Source organism: Pseudoalteromonas simplex (assembly GCF_015278155.1).
In the GTDB taxonomy this organism is placed as follows: Bacteria; Pseudomonadota; Gammaproteobacteria; order Enterobacterales; family Alteromonadaceae; genus Pseudoalteromonas; species Pseudoalteromonas simplex.
Genome location: NZ_JADILN010000022.1, coordinates 1 through 19,451 on the forward strand (window position 1 = coordinate 1; position 19,451 = coordinate 19,451).

At 41.8% G+C, this 19,451-nt stretch carries 18 protein-coding genes; 3 read left to right on the forward strand and 15 right to left on the reverse strand.

From position 1 onward, the window contains the following. The 14 genes from IRQ78_RS20225 to IRQ78_RS20290 form a co-directional block, all read right to left on the reverse strand. Positions 1–589: flagellin N-terminal helical domain-containing protein (locus IRQ78_RS20225; protein WP_456107214.1), on the reverse strand; the 589-nt coding region annotated here is incomplete at its 3' end. Positions 590–936: 347 nt separating this feature from the next. Further along, positions 937–2,169, reverse strand: coding sequence for a flagellar hook-associated protein FlgL (gene flgL, locus IRQ78_RS20230; RefSeq protein ID WP_194442971.1), 1,233 nt, complete (start codon positions 2,167–2,169; stop codon positions 937–939). 2 nt (positions 2,170–2,171) lie between these two features. Beyond that, positions 2,172–4,181: a flagellar hook-associated protein FlgK gene (flgK, locus tag IRQ78_RS20235; protein ID WP_194442972.1), complete on the reverse strand. Its 2,010-nt coding sequence runs from the start codon at positions 4,179–4,181 to the stop codon at positions 2,172–2,174. Positions 4,182–4,194: 13 nt separating this feature from the next. Continuing rightward, positions 4,195–5,163, reverse strand: a complete 969-nt coding sequence (gene flgJ, locus IRQ78_RS20240) for a flagellar assembly peptidoglycan hydrolase FlgJ (RefSeq protein ID WP_194442973.1) — start codon at positions 5,161–5,163, stop codon at positions 4,195–4,197. 193 nt (positions 5,164–5,356) lie between these two features. Next, positions 5,357–6,451 carry a flagellar basal body P-ring protein FlgI gene (locus tag IRQ78_RS20245; RefSeq protein ID WP_054553304.1) on the reverse strand — a complete coding sequence of 365 codons (1,095 nt, stop codon included), beginning with the start codon at positions 6,449–6,451 and terminating at the stop codon, positions 5,357–5,359. A gap of 12 nt (positions 6,452–6,463) precedes the next feature. Continuing rightward, positions 6,464–7,147: a flagellar basal body L-ring protein FlgH gene (gene flgH, locus IRQ78_RS20250; RefSeq protein ID WP_194442974.1), complete on the reverse strand. Its 684-nt coding sequence runs from the start codon at positions 7,145–7,147 to the stop codon at positions 6,464–6,466. Between the two features lie 15 nt (positions 7,148–7,162). Next, positions 7,163–7,951: a flagellar basal-body rod protein FlgG gene (gene flgG, locus IRQ78_RS20255; RefSeq protein WP_054553306.1), complete on the reverse strand. Its 789-nt coding sequence runs from the start codon at positions 7,949–7,951 to the stop codon at positions 7,163–7,165. A 21-nt stretch (positions 7,952–7,972) separates the two neighbouring features. Continuing rightward, positions 7,973–8,737 carry a flagellar basal body rod protein FlgF gene (locus tag IRQ78_RS20260; RefSeq protein WP_054553307.1) on the reverse strand — a complete coding sequence of 255 codons (765 nt, stop codon included), beginning with the start codon at positions 8,735–8,737 and terminating at the stop codon, positions 7,973–7,975. 160 nt (positions 8,738–8,897) lie between these two features. Next, a complete protein-coding gene (gene flgE, locus IRQ78_RS20265; RefSeq protein ID WP_054553308.1) occupies positions 8,898–10,265 on the reverse strand; it encodes a flagellar hook protein FlgE in 1,368 nt (455 codons plus the stop codon). 50 nt (positions 10,266–10,315) lie between these two features. Further along, a complete protein-coding gene (locus tag IRQ78_RS20270) occupies positions 10,316–10,999 on the reverse strand; it encodes a flagellar hook assembly protein FlgD (RefSeq protein WP_054553309.1) in 684 nt (227 codons plus the stop codon). A gap of 13 nt (positions 11,000–11,012) precedes the next feature. Then, complete coding sequence (gene flgC, locus IRQ78_RS20275; RefSeq protein WP_036970207.1) at positions 11,013–11,444, reverse strand: flagellar basal body rod protein FlgC; 432 nt, start codon at positions 11,442–11,444, stop codon at positions 11,013–11,015. Positions 11,445–11,446: 2 nt separating this feature from the next. Beyond that, positions 11,447–11,857: a flagellar basal body rod protein FlgB gene (flgB, locus tag IRQ78_RS20280; RefSeq protein WP_054553310.1), complete on the reverse strand. Its 411-nt coding sequence runs from the start codon at positions 11,855–11,857 to the stop codon at positions 11,447–11,449. A 136-nt stretch (positions 11,858–11,993) separates the two neighbouring features. Next, positions 11,994–12,824, reverse strand: a complete 831-nt coding sequence (locus tag IRQ78_RS20285) for a CheR family methyltransferase (RefSeq protein WP_054553311.1) — start codon at positions 12,822–12,824, stop codon at positions 11,994–11,996. 21 nt (positions 12,825–12,845) lie between these two features. Further along, the gene (locus tag IRQ78_RS20290) at positions 12,846–13,778 is read right to left on the reverse strand and encodes a chemotaxis protein (RefSeq protein WP_054553312.1); all 933 of its coding nucleotides are present in this window, start codon (positions 13,776–13,778) and stop codon (positions 12,846–12,848) included. Between the two features lie 142 nt (positions 13,779–13,920). Between IRQ78_RS20290 and flgA the strand changes: the two genes are divergently transcribed. The 3 genes from flgA to flgN all read left to right on the forward strand — a co-directional run bounded on the left by flgA (position 13,921) and on the right by flgN (position 15,449). After that, the gene (gene flgA / locus IRQ78_RS20295) at positions 13,921–14,625 is read left to right on the forward strand and encodes a flagellar basal body P-ring formation chaperone FlgA (protein ID WP_054553313.1); all 705 of its coding nucleotides are present in this window, start codon (positions 13,921–13,923) and stop codon (positions 14,623–14,625) included. A 79-nt stretch (positions 14,626–14,704) separates the two neighbouring features. Next, the gene (flgM, locus tag IRQ78_RS20300) at positions 14,705–15,025 is read left to right on the forward strand and encodes a flagellar biosynthesis anti-sigma factor FlgM (RefSeq protein ID WP_054553314.1); all 321 of its coding nucleotides are present in this window, start codon (positions 14,705–14,707) and stop codon (positions 15,023–15,025) included. After that, on the forward strand, positions 15,018–15,449 hold the full coding sequence (gene flgN, locus IRQ78_RS20305) for a flagellar protein FlgN (RefSeq protein WP_054553315.1): 432 nt from the start codon (positions 15,018–15,020) through the stop codon (positions 15,447–15,449). Before flgM ends, flgN begins: the two co-directional genes overlap by 8 nt. A 157-nt stretch (positions 15,450–15,606) precedes the next feature. On the opposite strand, the gene IRQ78_RS20310 is transcribed toward flgN, so the two are convergent. Next, positions 15,607–19,451, reverse strand: a 3,845-nt coding sequence (locus tag IRQ78_RS20310) for a beta strand repeat-containing protein (protein ID WP_228482697.1), incomplete at its 5' end; no start/stop codon positions are given.

Here is a 19,451-nt window from a genome sequence, read left to right on the forward strand (position 1 = left end):
CATGAAGCGCTTTACCTGTAACAGTAGACGCAGCCCCAGCTAAACCTGAAAGTGTAAAACCACCATTTGCTGTTAGTGAGTTACCCGTCGCAGTACCGCCAACTTCTTTCATACTGAAGCCAATCGTTTGTACAGCATCTGCACCAACTTGGAAGCTAGCAGAATATGAGCCATCAAGTAAGTTTTGACCACCAAACGTTGTATCAGAAGCAACACGATTCACTTCAGACATTAATGAACGAATCTCTTCTTGGATTGCTAAACGGTCTTCATCAGTGTTTGAACCATTTGCAGCTTGTTGTGAAAGCGTACGTACACGTTGAAACATTGACGTTACTTCGTCTAATGCACCTTCAGCTGTTTGAGCTAAAGAAATCGCATCGTTCGCATTACGGTTACCTTGGTTAAGACCATTGATTTGTGATGATAAACGGTCAGAGATTTGTAAACCAGCCGCATCGTCAGCCGCGCTGTTGATACGGAAACCAGATGATAAACGCTTGAATGAAGTGTCAAGTGAGTTACCAGAATTCATTAATTGTCTTTGAGCGTTTAATGAACTAACATTTGTATTTACATAAAGTGCCATGATATTTCTCCCGAAGTAAACTTATCATTTACTCTCAAACTTACTCTAATTAAGCGGTAACTGTTATTTGTTACTCTGCTTGGTTAGTTAAGTTATCGGTCCGCTCAAAAAATCCTTTAGTGAATTTTTAAACAATTTTTAAAATTTCATTTAATACACTGTATTTAAAAGAGAAATAATTTAGTTTTTTTACTAAACATGGCTTCAGGTTACCTTGAAAGCCGCTATCACGATGTTTTATTGAAGATATAAATACTAAAAAGAGTGCTCTAAAAGCGCTTTTAAAGTGTGAAGCTTAAGGAAGGTTTTGTAGGTTAAGCTTACTAAATAAGCTTAACCTACATAAATTATAAGTAATCAAATAATGAGAGGTTAGCCAAACGGCCAAATGTTGCCTGTGCAGCTTGTAGTGATGTTTCCTGTTTGGTAAGTTCAGTAATCGCTTCAGCCATATCAAGCTCAACAAGCTCAGCTTTCGCTGCTTTATTACTGGTATCTAGATCACCATTAGATCTCTCAATTTTCTCAGCGGTATTTAAACGCCCACCCAAACCTGCCTGAACAAGTGAAACCTGGTTTTTAGCATTATTTAGCTGTACAACAGCATCCGCCAAAACCTGGTCAAACTCTTCTTGAGTTAAATCAGGATTGGTTAACCCTGCAATCAGATCATCCAGAGTATTCAATGCGTTTTCTTTTTGTGGCGCTTCAAGATCAACATCAACTTGCCCATTTGCAACAGGCTCAATACTAACCTCCATGCCTTTATAAACGATTTTACCATCTTCAAAACTACCACTGTCAATTGTTACACCCGCTTGCTGTACCACATAAGTATTCGGTGTGCCTGTGGTGGTAATAAAACTTAGTGTATTGGCATTAGCCGCTGCGGCAGGATCGGCATTGTAATTAGCTTGATGAAACTTATCAAAATCTGCTTGCTCAGTGACATAAATTTTCGAGCTTGTGATACCGCCTGACACTGTACCGTCGTTCGAGGTCACATTTAAACGCGCGTCAACCTTCTCGAATGTATCAAAACCATTGTCACTTGATTTAATCTCTACGCCTTCAGCTACTTTGATCTTGTGTTGCCCCTGATCGCCACCATATTCATAGCGACCAGACGTACTATTGTAGCTATAAGACGGAGTATTATCTTGGTAACCCGAAAAGATAAACTTTCCATCTTCGGTTTTTGCGTTCATTAAATCCAGCATTGTACTTTGCAGCGCTTTAATTTCTTCTGCAATTCCTTCACGGTCAATATCTGTATAGGCACCATTACCTGCTTGAATTGTCAGCGTATACGCAGACTCAAGCGCACCTTTAATATTTTGCAGCACACTTTCTTCTGTTGTTAGGCGGCTATTCAGCATAGTAATGTTTTTTGTGAACTGCTCGTTGCCCTGAATGCGATCGTTATAAAGTAAAGCACGCGCCGTAGCAGAAGGATCATCAGCAGCTGTCAATACACGTTTTTGGGTATTAACCTGCTCTTGCGCTTTGTTTACATTTTGCTGTGAGTTAAGAATAGAATTAAGGTTATTCTTATACATCATGTTATTTGAAATACGCATAATTACCTCGCCGCACTTAATAAGGTGTCAAAAATAGTACGTGCTGTTGAAAGTACCTGTGCCGATGCTGCATATGATTGTTGAAAGCGCAGTAAATTAGCGGCTTCTTCATCAAGGTTTACACCTGAGAGTGATTCATACCAGGCTTCCGACTGATCAGCCAATGCAGTAAAGGCCGCGCCATTAGTTTGAGCTTGACTAGTCACAACACCAATATCAGTGACAATGCCTGAGTAGGCTTGATTAAACGTTTTATGATTATCAGCAGTACTACTTGCTTCAACATTTTGACGAACTAGCTCACCGTTTTGTAAATCAGCCAATAGCAAACCATTACGGTTATCATCAAAACCGCCAGTGTTAAACTCTACTGTGAAGGTGTCACCTGTTGCAGGTGATCCTTCAATATTGAAGTCAAAGCCGTAGGTATCGTAAGGCGCCCCTGCTTGAGCAAGAATATTTTCAGCAGGTGGTGTAATGGTAAACGTCGATGTACCGTTCCCGTCCGTAATTTGATATTCGTTAGCATTCGCCGTTTTCACTAGAGTGATATCGCCATTCGCCAAACTAGGTGGTGGGCCTACGGTAATACCCGTTGAGTTATCAATATCTGAGACTGTACCAGCAGAAATACTTGCGTCACTGGTGTTATTAATATCGTTCGCAGTTCGAATAGGTGATGCTAATGCTAAATCTTCAGGGCGTTCAGTTGCAAGCTCTAAGCTTGTTGCAGCCTGAGAGTTCAACTTCACCATAAATTGATCACCGGTATTGGCAGCACCCGATACATTAAGCTGTAAACCAAATGCTTCACCACCAGTGATGGTTGATGAATCAATTACACCTGCTGTTACATTCGCTGTAGATGCGGTACCAATTGGTTCACCTTTATTATCGATTGCCTGAATTTCAACAGTCGTGGCACTGGTATAAGTAACGATAAAATCACTTGCTGGCAATTCACTGCCTTTACCTGGTTCAAGGGTTGCCGTCATTGTTGATGTGCCCGTATTCGCTTGATAACCAAACGCATCTACCGTTGGAATAGCAAAAATATCGCCGCCAATTTCACCATTAGCGTCCATACCTAAGCTATTTTGTTGGTTAAAGGCATCGGCTAACGCTAAGCCCATTTGACCCAATTGATTTTGCGCTGGCACTAAAATATCGTCACGAAATGCCAGTAAGCCACCAATTTTGCCTTTCAATTTACTCACATCAACTTCAAGCGGCACAGCTTTGCCACCGTTTACATCAAGTTTTAATTCTTTAAAGTTCGGATCAGGATCGCCACTGAATGAAAACAGGTTAAATGTGCCACTTTGCATGACAAGTGCTTGACCAGAGCCTAAGTACACTTGTTTTTCGCCGTTATTACCATCGAGTGTTTCAATATCAATCAGCTCAGATAGATCACGAATTGCTTTATCACGTTCGTTATACAAACCACTCGACGATGACTCACGATCAGTGCCATGAACAGATGCAATCTTGGTATTTAGTTCACTGATGCTTTGAATTAAGTTATTTGCTTCATCAGAGAAGATTTCTAGCTGCTCATTTACCACTGCTTTTTGGTCAACCACAATGCTCGATAATCTGTCCATTTGATCAATCAAGTTTTGTGCATCCGTCATTACTAATGAGCGTGCAACTGTTGATGACGGTTGGTTTAAGCTTTCTTGTACATTATTAAAAAACGAATTTACGCTCGTTGATAAGCTGTTTGACTCTTCAGAAAACAAGCTATCTACACGGCTTGCTTCAGTTACAAACTGATCAAAGAACGCTTTATTAGAGGTATCTCTATTTAATTGCTTTTGTGCAAATTCATTTAGTAAGCGATACGTTTCACCACGGCCGACTTGGTTATCGATCATGGTTGTGAACTCAGTGCGCTCACGCACATAGCCCTCGGTATTAACGTTGGCAATGTTTTTACTGGTGGTTTGTAAAAGCTCAGAGTTAGCTCTTACACCGGCATTTGCTATGTCATATAAGCTAAATGACATCAGGGTCTACTCCTTAACGTACCAATGAAGCAGCGACGCTTTGAAGCTCAACGCGCTTCAATACCTGCTTAATTTTATCGGCATAATTTGGATCAGTTGCATAGCCTGCTTTTTGTAACGAATCTAAAAAGGCTGCAGGTTCTGCGGTATTATTAAGTGCTTCTTGATAACGTGGGTTTTCATTTAAAAAATCCACAAAATCGTTCACACTGTCTTTAATCGATTGATAAGAGCGAAAACTTGCTTGCTTTTTAACTGGCACACCTTGTTCAAACTCAAGTGTGACTTTGCTCGCTTTATCGCCTTGCCAACTCCTATCCGATTTAATGTTGAATAAGTTGTTACTACTTGTGCCATCAGCTTTACTGATGATGTGTTTACCCCAACCTGTTTCAAGGGCTGCTTGAGCAACCATCACAGCTGGGTTTAAGCCAATTTTCTGTGCAGCATTTTTAGCGTGTTCCCAAACAGAGCTAATGAAAGACTCAGCATCTTCAAAGCGGTTTTCTGTTTGCTCGTTTGCTGTTGTATCTGCAACAGCTTTTGGCTCAGCTTTAATCTTGTGACTGTCGCTCGTTGCACCGGTTGCGCGCTTATCACTGTCGAACTCAGCCGTCGTTCTAAGCACAGAACCTGGAGTAAACTGTTTACCATCTGGCGAGAGTTGTTGAACAATTAAGTCAGCTAGACCCAGCGAGCCGTTTGATGAAAGCTCAACCGATAACTGTTGGTCATGCATCTCTTCAAAAAACTTAACGCCGCTTGAATTAAATGGGCTATCTTTATCTTCAAACGCTTCATTTGCTTTACGCATGCTTTTCAGCAGCATTTGAGTGAAGATAGATTCAAATTGTGCCGCCGCTTTTTTCAGCGCCTCTTTTGACGCATCGCTAGAGGCATCACTTTTTAGAGCACTTTGACGTAACGAGTCTAAGTTGCCTAAATCAAAAAAGTTTTGCTTGTCGAGATGATTAGTATCCATCAGCTTTTTGACACAATAGTTAATAATGAAAATTAAAATGCAAAAATTGCGCCAATAAAAAGCTTTATAAATGAGTAGCTAATAACTGATACAGGAATGGAGTAACTTCAGGGCCAAGATTTTGGCTGATGTTTATACACTGAAGGATTAAAGGTTATAGAAACAAAAAACGCGCTCGAAAGCGCGTTTTAATTTAAATGATAACCAGTTGCCCGTTTATCGCCCCCGCTTCTTTTAAAGCTTCAAGGATTGCCATTAAATCACCCGGTGCGGCCCCGACCTCATTGATTGCGCGTACGAGATCATCAAGATTAACACCTGGATTAAATACAAAAGCACGTGAATCATCTTCGTTCACATCAATAATACTTTGATTGGTAACGGTAGTTTCACCATCACTTAAAGCATTTGGCTGTGACACATTTTGCTGCTCAGCAATCGTAACCGTTAAACCACCATGAGTTATTGCCGCAGGCTGTAGCTTCACGTTTTTGCCAATCACAATTGTACCAGTGCGGGAGTTAACAATAATTTTTGCTGCTGTGTCTGCAGGCTTAAACTCTAAGTTTTCAAGGGTAGATAAATACGCAACACGTTGAGATGCATCACGCGGTGCTAACACTCGCACTGACGCTGCATCAATTGCCTGAGCACTGTCAGGCCCCACTAAATCATTAATCGTTTGCTCTAGGCGTTTTGCTGTTGTGAAATCTGGGCGATTTAAATTAAAGGTAATATAGTCACCTTGCATAAACGGGCTCTTAATAGCACGCTCTACAATGGCACCGTTTGGAATACGACCAACAGTGGGTGTATTAATAATTACACGGCTACCATCAGCCCCTTCCGCACCTAAACCACCTACAACTAAGCTGCCTTGTGCAATCGCATAGGTATTGCCATCAACCCCTTTTAAAAAGGTTTGTAATAAGGTACCACCACGTAAACTACCCGCACTACCAATAGACGAAACCGTAATATCAATGGTTTGACCCGGTTTTCTAAATGCCGGTAACTCTGCATGCACAGCCACAGCGGCAACATTTTTGATTTTAGGTTTTAAGCTATCTGGTAAGGTGATACCAAAACCATTTAACATGGCTTTAAAGCTTTGTTGAGTAAATCGGCTTTGTTCACCTGTGCCAGGCAAACCGACAACCAAACCATACCCCACTAATTGGTTAGAGCGTACGCCCTCAACCATAGATACATCTTTGACTCGCTCAGCCTGTGCAGAAAACTGCAGGCTAATTAAGCAAAGAGCGATGATGTATTTAAACCCATTCATGACTTTATTCCTCTAAAATGGGAAAAGCGAACTACTAAAGAAACGAGACAGCCAACCTGCACTTTGCGTTTCTTGAATTTGCCCTTTACCTGAGTATTGAATTCGCGCATTAGCAATACGATTGGAAGTTACCGTGTTATCTGCTTGCACATCTTCAGGACGAACTAAACCTTCTAGGCGAATAAATTCTTCACCAGTATTCAAAGTGAGCCATTTTTCACCACGAATAACCAAGTTCCCATTCGGTAAAACACGCATCACATTGACAGAAATATCACCAAATAAGCTATTTGATTGGTTAGACTTTGAATCGCCTTTAAACGATGCCCCTGAGCCAATACCAAACTGAATGCTGTCGCCACCAATGTTAACCGGGTTTCCGCCAAGCCCAATAACAGGGTCTAAACTAGCATCTGTTTCTTTGTCGGTTTCAGTTTTTGCCGCTTTAGTTGCTTGGGTAGACTCTTGCAATTTAACAGTGATGATATCGCCGGCGCGTAATGCCTTTTTATCTGAGTACAAGTCATTTGCCGAATAACTATCAAACAACGAACCTGTTGGTACCACTTGTTCAGTACTTGGTTCCGGATACATAGGCGCATAGTAAGGGTCATCCTGAACCACATGATGATTTTGCGTTGTCATACAACCACCCAGCATCAATGCTACTGATGTGACTAAGATAATATTACGCATGCTGCCTCCTACCCATTAAAGTTGCTGATTGATGTAACTAAGCATTTCATCAACCGCTGAAATCACTTTTGAATTCATTTCATAAATTCGTTGCGTTTCAATCAAGTTAACAAGCTCTTCCGTTACATTCACGTTAGAGGTTTCAAGGGAACCTTGAACCACAGTGCCTAAACCATCGATACCAGGATTACCTTGCACAGGTGCGCCACTCACAGCGGTTTCTGTGTATAAGTTTTGCCCCATAGGCTCAAGACCCGATGGATTAATAAAATCACTAATGGTGAGCTGACCGATGACCACGTTCTCTGCTTGACCTGAAATACGCACTGATACTTCACCGTCTTGTGAAACAGTAATTGATTGTGCATCGTCTGGTACGTTCATTTCTGGCTGTAATGGAAAACCCGCGCCGGAAGTTACAATGCGACCATCTTCGTCAGTCGTGAATTGACCATTACGTGAATAGGCAATATTGCCATCTGGTAATTGCACTTCAAAAAAACCTGGGCCTGAGATCATCCAGTCCAATGAATTTTCAGTGGTAAGCATATTACCTTGTGAAAAGTTCTTTTGGTTAGCAACCACTTTGGCACCGGCACCAAGCATTAAGCCTGACGGCATTTCAGTGTCTTGCGACGAGCGGCCACCTGGCTGGTTAATGTTTTGATATAGTAAATCTTCAAATACGGCGCGGCTTTTTTTGTAGCCTACCGTGCTGGCATTCGCGAGATTATTTGAGATCACCGAAATATCGGTTTGCTGGGCGTCAAGCCCGGTTTTACTGATCCATAATGCAGGATTCATAACTCTACCCTCTCAGTCATCTTAAACAATGCGTAACAGCTGATCTTGACGCTCATCGAGCTCTTCGGCTGTTTTCATCAATTTAACTTGTAATTCAAATTGGCGTTGATTGCTGATCATATCGACCATTTCATGCACTGGGTTTACGTTCGACATTTCAAGCGTTCCCGACAATACTTTTACGTTAGGTGAAATGTCACAAAAGCCACAAAGGTCATTGACCAACATGTCTTCTTTTGGTCGAAATAAACCGTCATTGCCTTTTTCAAGCTGAGTGTTATCAGCCTCAATCACTTTTAAGCGATCAACCACTTCCAAAAAGTTAGCAGGCGCACCTTGCGGGCGAACCTGAATAGCGCCATCTTCACTAAACTCAACTTTTTCAATAGGCAATGGCAAAATGATTGGACCACCTTCGCCAATTACTTGACGGCCATGGCTGGTGATCAATGCGCCATCTGGAGTAATGTTTAATGTGCCAGTTTTGGTGTACGCCTCATTGCCGGATGCATCTTGTACGCTCAACCAACCACGGTCGCTCATCGCGATATCAAGCTCACGGCCAGTTTCAACAAAACCACCCGATTCCATATTAGATCCTGGGCGTTCTTGCATTGCAAACACCCTAGATGGCAGACCTTCACCAAAGGCTTGCATAGAGCGAGCTTGTGCAAAATCAGCTTTAAAGCCAGTGGTGTTAGCATTAGCAAGATTGTTGGCCTTGAGCTCAAGACCTCGCAAACTTTGCTTAGCACCCGACATGGCAATGTAGACCATTTTGTCCATAACATTGACTCACTAAAAATACGATAATTAGGAAATGCAATAAAAGTGCCAAAGTAAAATTGACGCTAAAATAGAAGAGAAAAATGAATAGTAAGAATGAAAAAAGGCTGCCAATAGAGGAAGCAGCCTTCGTGTCGGATTAAGCTTAGAACCGTTAAGATTAACGGATCTGTAGGATGTTTTGTTGTAGTGTTGAGTTAACCTCAAGCGCACGTGAATTTGCTTGGAAGTTACGCTGAGCACTAATTAAGTCAACAAGTTCATTGGTTAAGTTAACGTTTGATTGCTCAAGCGCTGATGAGTTAATTGAACCTAGAGTACCTGAACCTGGTTCACCCGCAATCGGCTCACCTGACGTTAAACTCTTCTTCCAAGATGTATCACCAACTTGTTGCAAGCCCTGTGAATTAGAGAAGCGCACCATAGCAACTTGACCTAGGAACGACGTATCTCCATTACTGTATGACGCAACAATTTTACCGTCAGAACCGATATCAATTCCTGATAGACGACCTACAGTCGCACCATCTTGCTCTAATGCTTTTACTTCAAAGTTACTTGCGTATTGAGTTGGAACTTTATTTGCTGTTGCCGCTTCATCACGCCAGTTAATAGTCACATCATCAGGGAAACTTGCACCATTCGAAAGTAAATCAGAAAGGCCTGTCGCAGCACCTAAACCACTCGGTAACGTTAATGGATTAAATGTTGTATCAGTATTCGCTGTACCATCTGTACTTTGTGGTAAGCCACTGGCATCAAACTGAAAAGTTGATAATGGTGTATAAGGTGTTGTGGTTTGCTCAACACCTGTTGCATCAAATGGCTTTTCATCTAATGTAGCGTATACTTCCCACTCATTTTCATTACCAGTCACTGTAGAATCAGTTTTCACAAAGAAGAACTGTAGAATATGCGGTTCACCTAATGAGTCATACACCGTTGTCGATGTAGAGCTGTTATAAGTTGCACTTGTTTCTGGATCGAATGGTGTCACAGTTGGCGCAGAGGCACGTGAATCAAGGTTAAATGACGAATAGACATTCGTGGTTGCACGTGGTGAACCTGATGCATCTGGAATTTGTAGCGCAGAAGATGTACTTAAGCTTACAGAGGTTGTGTCACCGGTTGCTTCATCAACAGGGAAACCTTGTAAGTAATTACCGCTCGCATCCACAATAAAGTTATCTTTATTAAGTTTGAACGCACCAGCACGCGTGTAAGTAAAATCTTGTGCACCTAAGTCATTCGCCATTGCGAAATAACCTTCACCAGTAATTGCTAAATCAAGTGAGTTATTTGTGAAAGAGAGTGAACCTTGGTGGAATTGTTGTGCCACCATTGTTGTTCTTACACCGTCACCATTTTTTGTTTTACCAGAACTAAATACTGATGATGCGTATACATCAGCGAACTCTGCACGAGACTCTTTAAAGCCCGTAGTGTTAACGTTAGCAATATTATTTGCTGTTACGTCTAAATCTTTTTGTGCGGCTGCTAAGCCTGTTAATGCAATATTGAAGCTCATAACTCACCTCTACCTATCTCTTAGCCTAAGCTAACCCAAACCTTTTATACTTATGCGATTTCAGCTATATCAGTTAGCCTAACCGCACCCTCTTTTGTATTTACGATAATGCCGCTTGCGCCATTAATATTGACACTTTCAATATTCTTAAAGGTCGCCATAGGCATACTGCTGTAGTCTCCATTTACAAAGCCTTCAGCACTGATGTCATACTCGCCTTCAGGGAGCACATTGCCATCGTTATCTTTACCATCCCACTCAAAACGCAGTGCGCCCGCAGACTGAGAACCTAATTCAATGGTTCGTACTAACTGACCTGAAGAATCTGTTATTCTTAGCGTTAAAGATTCAACGGCAGTCTCAGCAACCACCGACCCTTTAGCAAGGTTTTCACCGTCAAAGTCAATGGTGTCAGACTCTAATAACGCTTGCTTACCAACCAAAGTGGAAGCCTGTAACGCAGAATTTGATGTCATTGATGCAGTCAGTGAGTCAAACTTCTCGTTTAAGTTTGAAATACCTTCAGCCATAGTAAAGTTCGTCATCTGCGCGATCATTTGATCATTATCAGCAGGGTTACTCGGATCCTGGAACGACAACTGCTGTGTTAACAACGAAAAGAAATCTTCCTGAGAAAGTGTGTTGTTGTCTTCCTCAGTTGTTTGCGTATTGCTTTGATTCCAACGCAAGCTATCCATATAGGATGATGATGCAGAGCTGATGTCGTTACTCATAACTTATCCTCGATTACCGTTGTCCTAACAACAGTGTTTTACTTAACATTTGCTTAGCTGCATCAGCAACTTGCACATTTGTTTGGTAAGAGCGAGAGGCAGAAATCATATTTGCCATTTCTTCTACAACATTAACGTTAGGTTTGTAGATATAACCATTTTCATCCGCACTTGGGTGATTCGGGTTATATTCAATTTGTAGCGGCTTATCGCTCTCTACAATACCTAAAACTTTAACGCCTACAGAAGAGCCCTGAGGATTGCTTTGCGATGCTGACGCTTTGGTCAACTCTGCAGCAAAAACAGGATGGCGCGCTCGGTATGTCTGGTCTTGGCTAGAGCTAATCGTGTTTGCATTCGAAATATTACTCGCTGTGGTATTTAAGCGCACATTTTGTGCACTCATACCCGTGCCTGAAATATCAAAAACATTATATAAACTCATGATTAAGCTCCTTGACTACCGAGGGCTTTTTTAAGGCCTTTAATTTTACTACTCATAAATTGCAGGCTTGCCTGATACTCTAATGAGTTCTGTACATACAAGTTTCGTTCCACTTGTATATCTACAGAGTTACCATCGCCTGTATCTGCTTGATTTGGCGTACGAAACATTTCTGCACCGCCAACAAAACGGCTGCCTCCGGCAATATGTTTAGCATCGGTTCTTACCATGCTATTGCCGCCTTGTTGGTTGCTTTTTGCCGCTTTTAATGCCGAGGCAAAATCAATGTCTTTCGCTTTATAGCCCGGCGTATCAGCATTAGCGATATTGGTCGCTAATAACTCAGCGCGTTGTGAACGGATCAACATTGCATGGGGGTGAACACCAAATGCTTTATCAAAACTGATAGCCATAACCATCTCCAAAAAATTGACTCTAGAGTGATTAATGCAAAAGCTAAGCCAATAATGAAGGGGGTGGTTTTATTTACGTAAGATATTGAATAATAGATAAATTTAGCAACCTAAGAGCTAGGTTGCTAAGAAAGGTTTACTTTTTCTGGTAGATGATGCCTGGATTACAACGAACCATCTCAAAGCTATCACTTAAGCCCGCCATTGATTCTGACGCACCTAAAAAGAGGTAACCTTTAGGGTTTAGGGCTTGAGCAAATTGCGAGATAATTTTAGCTTTTACCTCTGGTGAGAAGTAAATGAGCACGTTACGGCAAAATATAATGTCAAACTTGCCCATTAAAGCGTATGAATCCAGTAAGTTAAGGTGTCTAAAGCTGACCATTTTGCGTATAGGGTCAATGACTTGAGCCATTCCATTGCCGCTGTCTTTAAAGAACTTTTGACGGCGTTCCATCGACAAACCACGCGCAAGCGCTAGCGAGTCATACTCAGCGTTTTTGCACATATCAAGCATGGTATTAGAGATATCAGTGCCGATTATTTGCGCCCCCATCTTTAATACACCTGGGTTTTTTGACTGAAACTCGGCAACCGACATGGCAATTGAATACGGCTCTTGTCCTGATGAACTTGCCGCTGACCATATTTTTAATGGTCTACGCACATCTTTAAGCTCAGGAAATAATTTCGTTTTCAATAACTCAAACGGATACTGGTCACGAAACCAAAGCGTTTCATTGGTTGTCATTGCATCAACCACAGCGGCACGAAGCTGCCTCTCATGAGGACTCAGTGTTTTACTTACCAACTGCGATAAAGACTCGACATTAAAACGCGCCATAAGTGGAGCGAGACGGCTTTTAACTAAATAAAGTTTATTATCGCCAAGCACAATGCCGCATTGTTGCTCTAAAAAAGAGCGAAATTGATCGTATTCGCTTTGTTGTAAATGCTTATTTTCCAAAGTAATACCACCTATAAACTATTAATCACAATGAACCCATTTTTTTACAGCAGTCGCTAGTTCATCTGGGTTAAATTTAGCAATAAAATCGTCAGCTCCCACTTTCTCAATCATTGCTTGGTTGAATACACCACTTAAAGAAGTATGTAAGATCACATGCAAAGGTGATAATTTTGGATCGGCCTTTATCTCGGCGGTTAAGGTATAGCCATCCATTTCTGGCATTTCAACATCTGAAATTAATAAGCCAACTCGCTCAGTAATATCGTTCTGGCAATCAAGTTGGGCTATTTCTCTTAGTCTTAGTAAGGCCTCTTTGCCATTTTTAGCAAGCTCAGTTTGTACACCAAGTGGCTCAAGCGCTCGTTTTACTTGATTTCTCGCGACAGCAGAGTCATCAGCAATAAAGACGATTCTTTCACCTAAATCTTTCTGGAACTCACCTTCACCAACAACATCTGCGCTAACTTCAGTGTTCACTGGGCAGATTTCATTTAGGATCTTTTCAACATCCAAAATCTCAACCAGTTCGTTTTCTATTTCTGTGACTGCTGTTAGGTAAGAATAACGTCCAGCTCCCGAAGGTGGTGGCATTATTTTTTCCCAGTTCATATTTACGATACGTTCTACACCACCAACCAAAAACCCTTGCACTGAACGGTTGTATTCGGCAATGATGATAAAGCTGTCTTTTATGTTTTCAATTGCAGGACCACCGACAGCCATTGATAAGTCAATAACAGAAATAGTTTGTCCACGAATATGCGCAACACCGCGAATATAGGCATTTGATTTTGGCATGTTCGTAAGTGGCGGGCATTGCAAAACCTCTCTTACTTTAAACACGTTAATACCAAAGCGCTGACGCCCTCTGAGTTTGAATAATAGTAATTCAAGGCGGTTTTGCCCAACCAACTGAGTTCGCTGGTTAACTGAGTCTAAAATGCCTGCCATTTCAATCTCCTAAAGATAAACAATCAGAGCTGGAACAATAATTGCCTTCTTTGTGTTAAAGCTACATAAGGTTACGAAGCGTCTGTTTTTTGACGCAAAATATTTATACCTTGTTTTCAACAATAAGCATAGTCGAAACAATATGAGTTTGTTAAAAAAAAGCCGAAGATACAGTGTTTTTTATTTTCTTTCTAGCCTGTTGTTTGCAACACAACTACAAGCAGAAGTCTATAACAACGAGCAACTTCAACAGATCGCTGTTGATTTTGTAAGTGAACACATGCCTGACTTGAACACAACACCACAGATAAGCGCTTTGCCTCTGGATAGTCGCATTCCTGATAGGTTATGTGAGTCGCCATTAAACAAAGAGTTACCAACAGAGCCTCCTTTTAATCGGCAGGTCACGGTACAACTTAAGTGCCAAGACATAAATAGTTGGACCCAATACGTTCACGTTAGAATTATAGAACTTGAGCCAGTCGTTGTTGTTACAACGAGTCTTACTCGAGGTGAAGTTATTCGTGCCGAACATTTACGCCTAGAAATGAAACCTAAGCAATTTGTTAGAACGCAATACGTACAAGATGAGTCTATACTTATTGGCAGTCGCAGTAAGCGAAATTTACGCGGTGGTACACCTATTGTTATGAGCCAAGTTTGCATGGTTTGCAAAGGCGATAACGTAACTATCTATGCTTCGTTACGGGGCTTAAGGATCAAAACAACCGGAATTGCGCTAGAAGATGGCACGTTAGACGAATTAGTACGTGTAAAAAATAAAAAATCAGGTAAAGTATTAAATGCGCGTGTGGATGGAGTCGAGTCTGTACAGGTAAATATTTAATTTTAACTATTTATGCTAAAGTATCCGCTGTGCCCGCCGATATAAAGGCATAAGTTGGGTAATGTATAGGTCAAAAATTATGGTAAGCAATGTCAATAATGGTCAACAACAGCCTTCTGTGTTGACAAATACCAAGCAAAAAAAGCTTGATTTACAAAAAGATAATGCTAATGCAGCTGCTGCTAAATCAGCCGCACCTAAAGCAAGTGCAGATTCTGTCAGTTTAACACCTCAGGCAAAGCAGCTTAAATCATTGCAAGAAAAAGCAGAGCAGTCTTCTGGTTTTGATAGCAATAAAGTGGCTGAGCTGAAAAAGGCGATCAGCGAAGGTAAATACCAAATTGATGCTGAAAAGCTAGCAAAGAACATCGCTGCATTCGAGTTTGATGTCTATGGCTGATCATAATCATTTAATAGCCAGCAAACTAACACAGCAAGTTTCGTGCTTGGAGTCTATTGCTGCGTTGTTAGATGATGAATTGACAGCCATTGCTGCAAAACGTGGCGAAGGGTTAAAGAGTATTGCCCAACAAAAAATTTCTTTGCTCCAACAAATCCAAACCATAGATAAAGAAGTGCAAAAGCTTGTCGCGCATAACGAATCGCAAGATGATGACGTGAGTGCACTTATTAAGCAAGTTAACACTCTCCTAGCAAGCTGCAAAAAGAAAAACGATGTAAACGCCCATGCGGCTCACCAAGCACAGTTAAGTGTTAAACAACTTAAAGATATTCTAATCGGTGCGCCTTCATCGATGACCTATGACCAAGGCGGCAGCGTAATTCAAGGCGATAAAAAAATCGTCCACAACTTGAAAGCCTAAACCCCAATATTATTCTTTTAAAAAAACGCGATAACTAAGTTAGTTATCGCGTTTTTTAATGTTTGCAGAGTTAAATGAGCCAAAAGTAATACGCAATATCACTCAATTAAGCAAGGTACTGTAAGAAAAGCGCATTTCAGCGCTTTTCTTTTATTGATTAAATATCTACAGATTTATTTCCATCTTCGATTAGTTTCTTAATCATGTCCTCTGATTCACTCTGAATATCACTTGCAGGTTGTGAACTTATTGAGTCATTAGGATCAAAAGCTAAACTTTGCTGTTCGCTATCGATATTCAATGCCAGTACCTCACTTTGTTCTGAGTCACTTAAAACATCATCGATTGTTACTTCAAGCGGGGCAGAGTTAGAGTGCAATGTCGGTTCCGTATCCGCTTTAGCTAATATCACGCTTAAATCAATACTTTCACCGAGCTGCTCAGCGCCTGAAGTTGAACTTTCATTTTCTGGTGGCTCTTCAGAGTTATCTAAGCCTGCTAAAACAGGTTCTTCTCCAAGAGATATGATGCCGCTATCAGGCTCTGATTCAATCACACCTGTACCGACTAAATCGTTAGAGGTGTTCTTGACGATATACTCACCAGTTTCAGTATCAACAATAGCAAAGTAATATTCATTCCCTAAATCAAGAAAAGAAAGCCCTATGCTCCAGTCACCGTCGCTATCAGTTGTGGTGCTTGGCGAAGAACTAAGAACTGAAGCGTCGATAATATTGAGTAAATTAAGGCCGATTAAGTTAGAGCCAATGGCATAAACCTCAGTTCCCGGCTCAGCAGTGCCTTCGGCGAAAGGTAAGAGTAAACCTAATATACCTGGATTATAGTTAGTAACATCAAAAGCATCTAAGCTAGGGTCATTACTATAATCAATACTCGATATAGTGGTTGTATTACCAGCAGCATCTGTCGCAGAGGCCTCAACATATGCGAGAGTTAATAAAGAGACTGACAAATTAAGCACTTGCCAATCACCATTAGCGTCAACGGTGGCTGTGTAAGGAACTCCTATACCACCTCCAATTAGGTAGTTTGTAATGGTAATAACACTTCCTTCAGGCAAATCTGAAGTACCAGAAAGCGATACCAAGTTACCTAATAAGAATGACGGCGTGATTGATAACTCTGGAGCTACAGTGTCAACTTCTCCGCCCGTTTTACTATCAGTTCCTGTGTTACCTGCGGTATCTGTGATGCTTGCAGTGACCGAATACACTCCATCAGCTAACGCTTGACCTGCTTCAACTTGCCAATTGCCACTTGCATCAGTTGTGGTAGTAACTGTATGTTGTAAACCGCCTGCGGCAGTGAACACAATTACTACTGTACTATTTGCAGCATCAGATGTGCCGCTGATAACAGGGGTTGAGTCGTTTGTGAGTATTAAACTGCTTTGATCAATGCTCACAATCGGTGCCGTAGTATCAACCGCAGACGTTGTACTTACTGAACCATCATTCCCAGCTGTATCAGTCACAACAGCGGTTACCGTATACTGTCCTTCGGCAAGCGCTTGGGTTGCTTCAACTTGCCAGTTAAGGCTTGAATCAAGCGTTGTTTCAACACTATGACTAACACCTGCTGCATCAACGAAGGTGACAACCACTCGATTACCAGCGACTGCTCCTGTTGCACTGCCAGAAGCGAGCGGTGTTAAATCGGTTGCAACAGCAATCGTGTCTATAACAACATCAGGCGCAGTGATATCTATAATGCCAGACACCGAAGTGGTTGCGCTATTACCTGCAGCATCAGAGATACTGGCTTCAACCGTGTATGCTCCTTCAGCTATTGAGGAAGGTAATGCCACAGACCAATTACCTGATGCATTAACAATAGCAGAAGCAGTAACATCATTACCTAAACTATCAGACACAACTAACGTGACAACGGTGCCCTGAGGTGCATCACTGGTACCACTAATTGTCGGTGTAGTATCATTTGTAATTGCTGGTGCATTAACCAAGATTGATGGCGCCGTGAGATCTATCTCACCAACCTTTGATGCTGTTCCAGTTAAACCATTTTCAGTTACACTTGCATCTACCGTGTATTGTCCTTCACTGAGTACAGTAGCAAGCTCAACACTCCAAATACCACCCGTTACCGTTGTAGTTATTGTTTGTGTATTTCCAAGTGCATCTTCAACATTTATTGTAACTTGTGTGCCGTCTACTGCATCACTGGTACCTGAGATGATGGGGGTTGTATCATTTGTAATTGCCAACGTGCCAATAGATACTGTTGGTGCATTAGTGTCTAATGTTGCATTGTCTGTGGCAGTCGTCGTGTTATTTGCAGCATCAGTGATGCTTGCAGTAATAGTAACTGAACCATCGTCAAGTGGTGTAACAACATCAACTGACCAAGTACCATCAATTTGCACTGTAGCTGATAATGAATAAATATTCCCACCGTTAGAAACACTCAAAGAGACTATGCTACCTGCAGGTTCATTACTTGTACCGCTAATTGTAGGTGTAGAATCATTTGTCGTTCCTAAGCTATTAATAGTGAGCGAAGGAGCAAGTGTATCTATAGAACCAGACTCAGTATCACTGCCAATATTACCCGCAACATCCGTTATTGACGCTGTTACAGTATAGTTTCCATCAGGTAACGCGGCTGGTGTAACTTGCCATGTTCCATCTCCCAACACTGTCGCAGTCAGTGTTTGGGTATCACTATTGCTGTCTGTAATCGTGACAGATACTTGAGTTCCCGGCGATTCTGTTGATGTACCTGAAATAACTGGCAAACTTGAGTTTCCAATTCCCAATACGTCAAGCAATACAACAGGCGTAACTGTATCAACTGTTATTGATGCTGTTGCAGTTTGCGTGTTGTTTGCATCATCCGTTATGCTAGCCGTAATCGTGTAACTACCATCAACGATGTCGACAGGTACTACAAGCTGCCATGTGCCATCTGTATCAACCGTCGTAGTCAGAGTTTGACCCGCTATTTCAACAACCACTGAACCACCTATCTCATTACTACTACCCGAGATAGTTGGTCGAGCTTCAGCTGTGCCACCAATAGCATTTACGCTTAAAGTTGGTGCTATACTATCCAGTACACCTGTTGTTTGTTCAGTTGTTAAATTACCCACCTGGTCTCGAACCGATGCTGTTACTGTGAATGTGCCATCAGCAAGTTCTGCTGGTACATCAACAGACCAAGTTTGATCGCTTTGCACAGTTGCAGTAAAGCTTTGCGAATCTCCATTAGCGTCTTGAACAGTCACATTAATAACCGTTCCTTGACCCATATCCGTTGTACCCGAGATAGTTGGTGTTGTGTCATTAGTAAGTGCGGCAACAGACACTGTTAGTTCAGGTGCTACATTATCAAAATCAAGGGTGCTCACCGTTGCAGTGTTACCTGCTGCATCTGTTCCACTTGCTGTTACATAAGCTAAATTAAGCAGTGGTACAGTAATATTCGCTAAAGTCCAATCTCCATTCGCATCTGTAATGGCAGTGTATGTTAATCCAATTAATCCACCGACAAGGTGCTCAGTGATCGTGATCACACTTCCTTCTGGTAAGTCTGAAGTCCCAGACAAGCCAACCAAATTACCCAGTAAAAATGAAGGGATCACACGAATGTCTGGCGCTATAGTGTCGACTTCACCACTGTCACTGGCACTGCTGTTATTACCTGCTGCATCACTGATACTGGCACTGACTGTGTAGTTGCCATCAGCTAAGGCTTGCCCTGCTTCGGCGCTCCAATTGCCTGARGCATCAGTGGTGACTGYCACGSTATGGCTGATACCATCAGCATCGGTAAAGGTCACGGCGAGTGAGGYATTGGCTAAGTCTGAGGTGCCAGTGACCGTCGGCGTATTGTCGTTGGTCAGTGCTGGCGCATCAATGCTAATCGTTGGTGCCGTCACATCGATGGTGCCTGTTTCAGTATCGCTGCCTTCGTTACCCGCCGCGTCACTCACAGTGGCCACCACGGTATAATCCCCTTCGG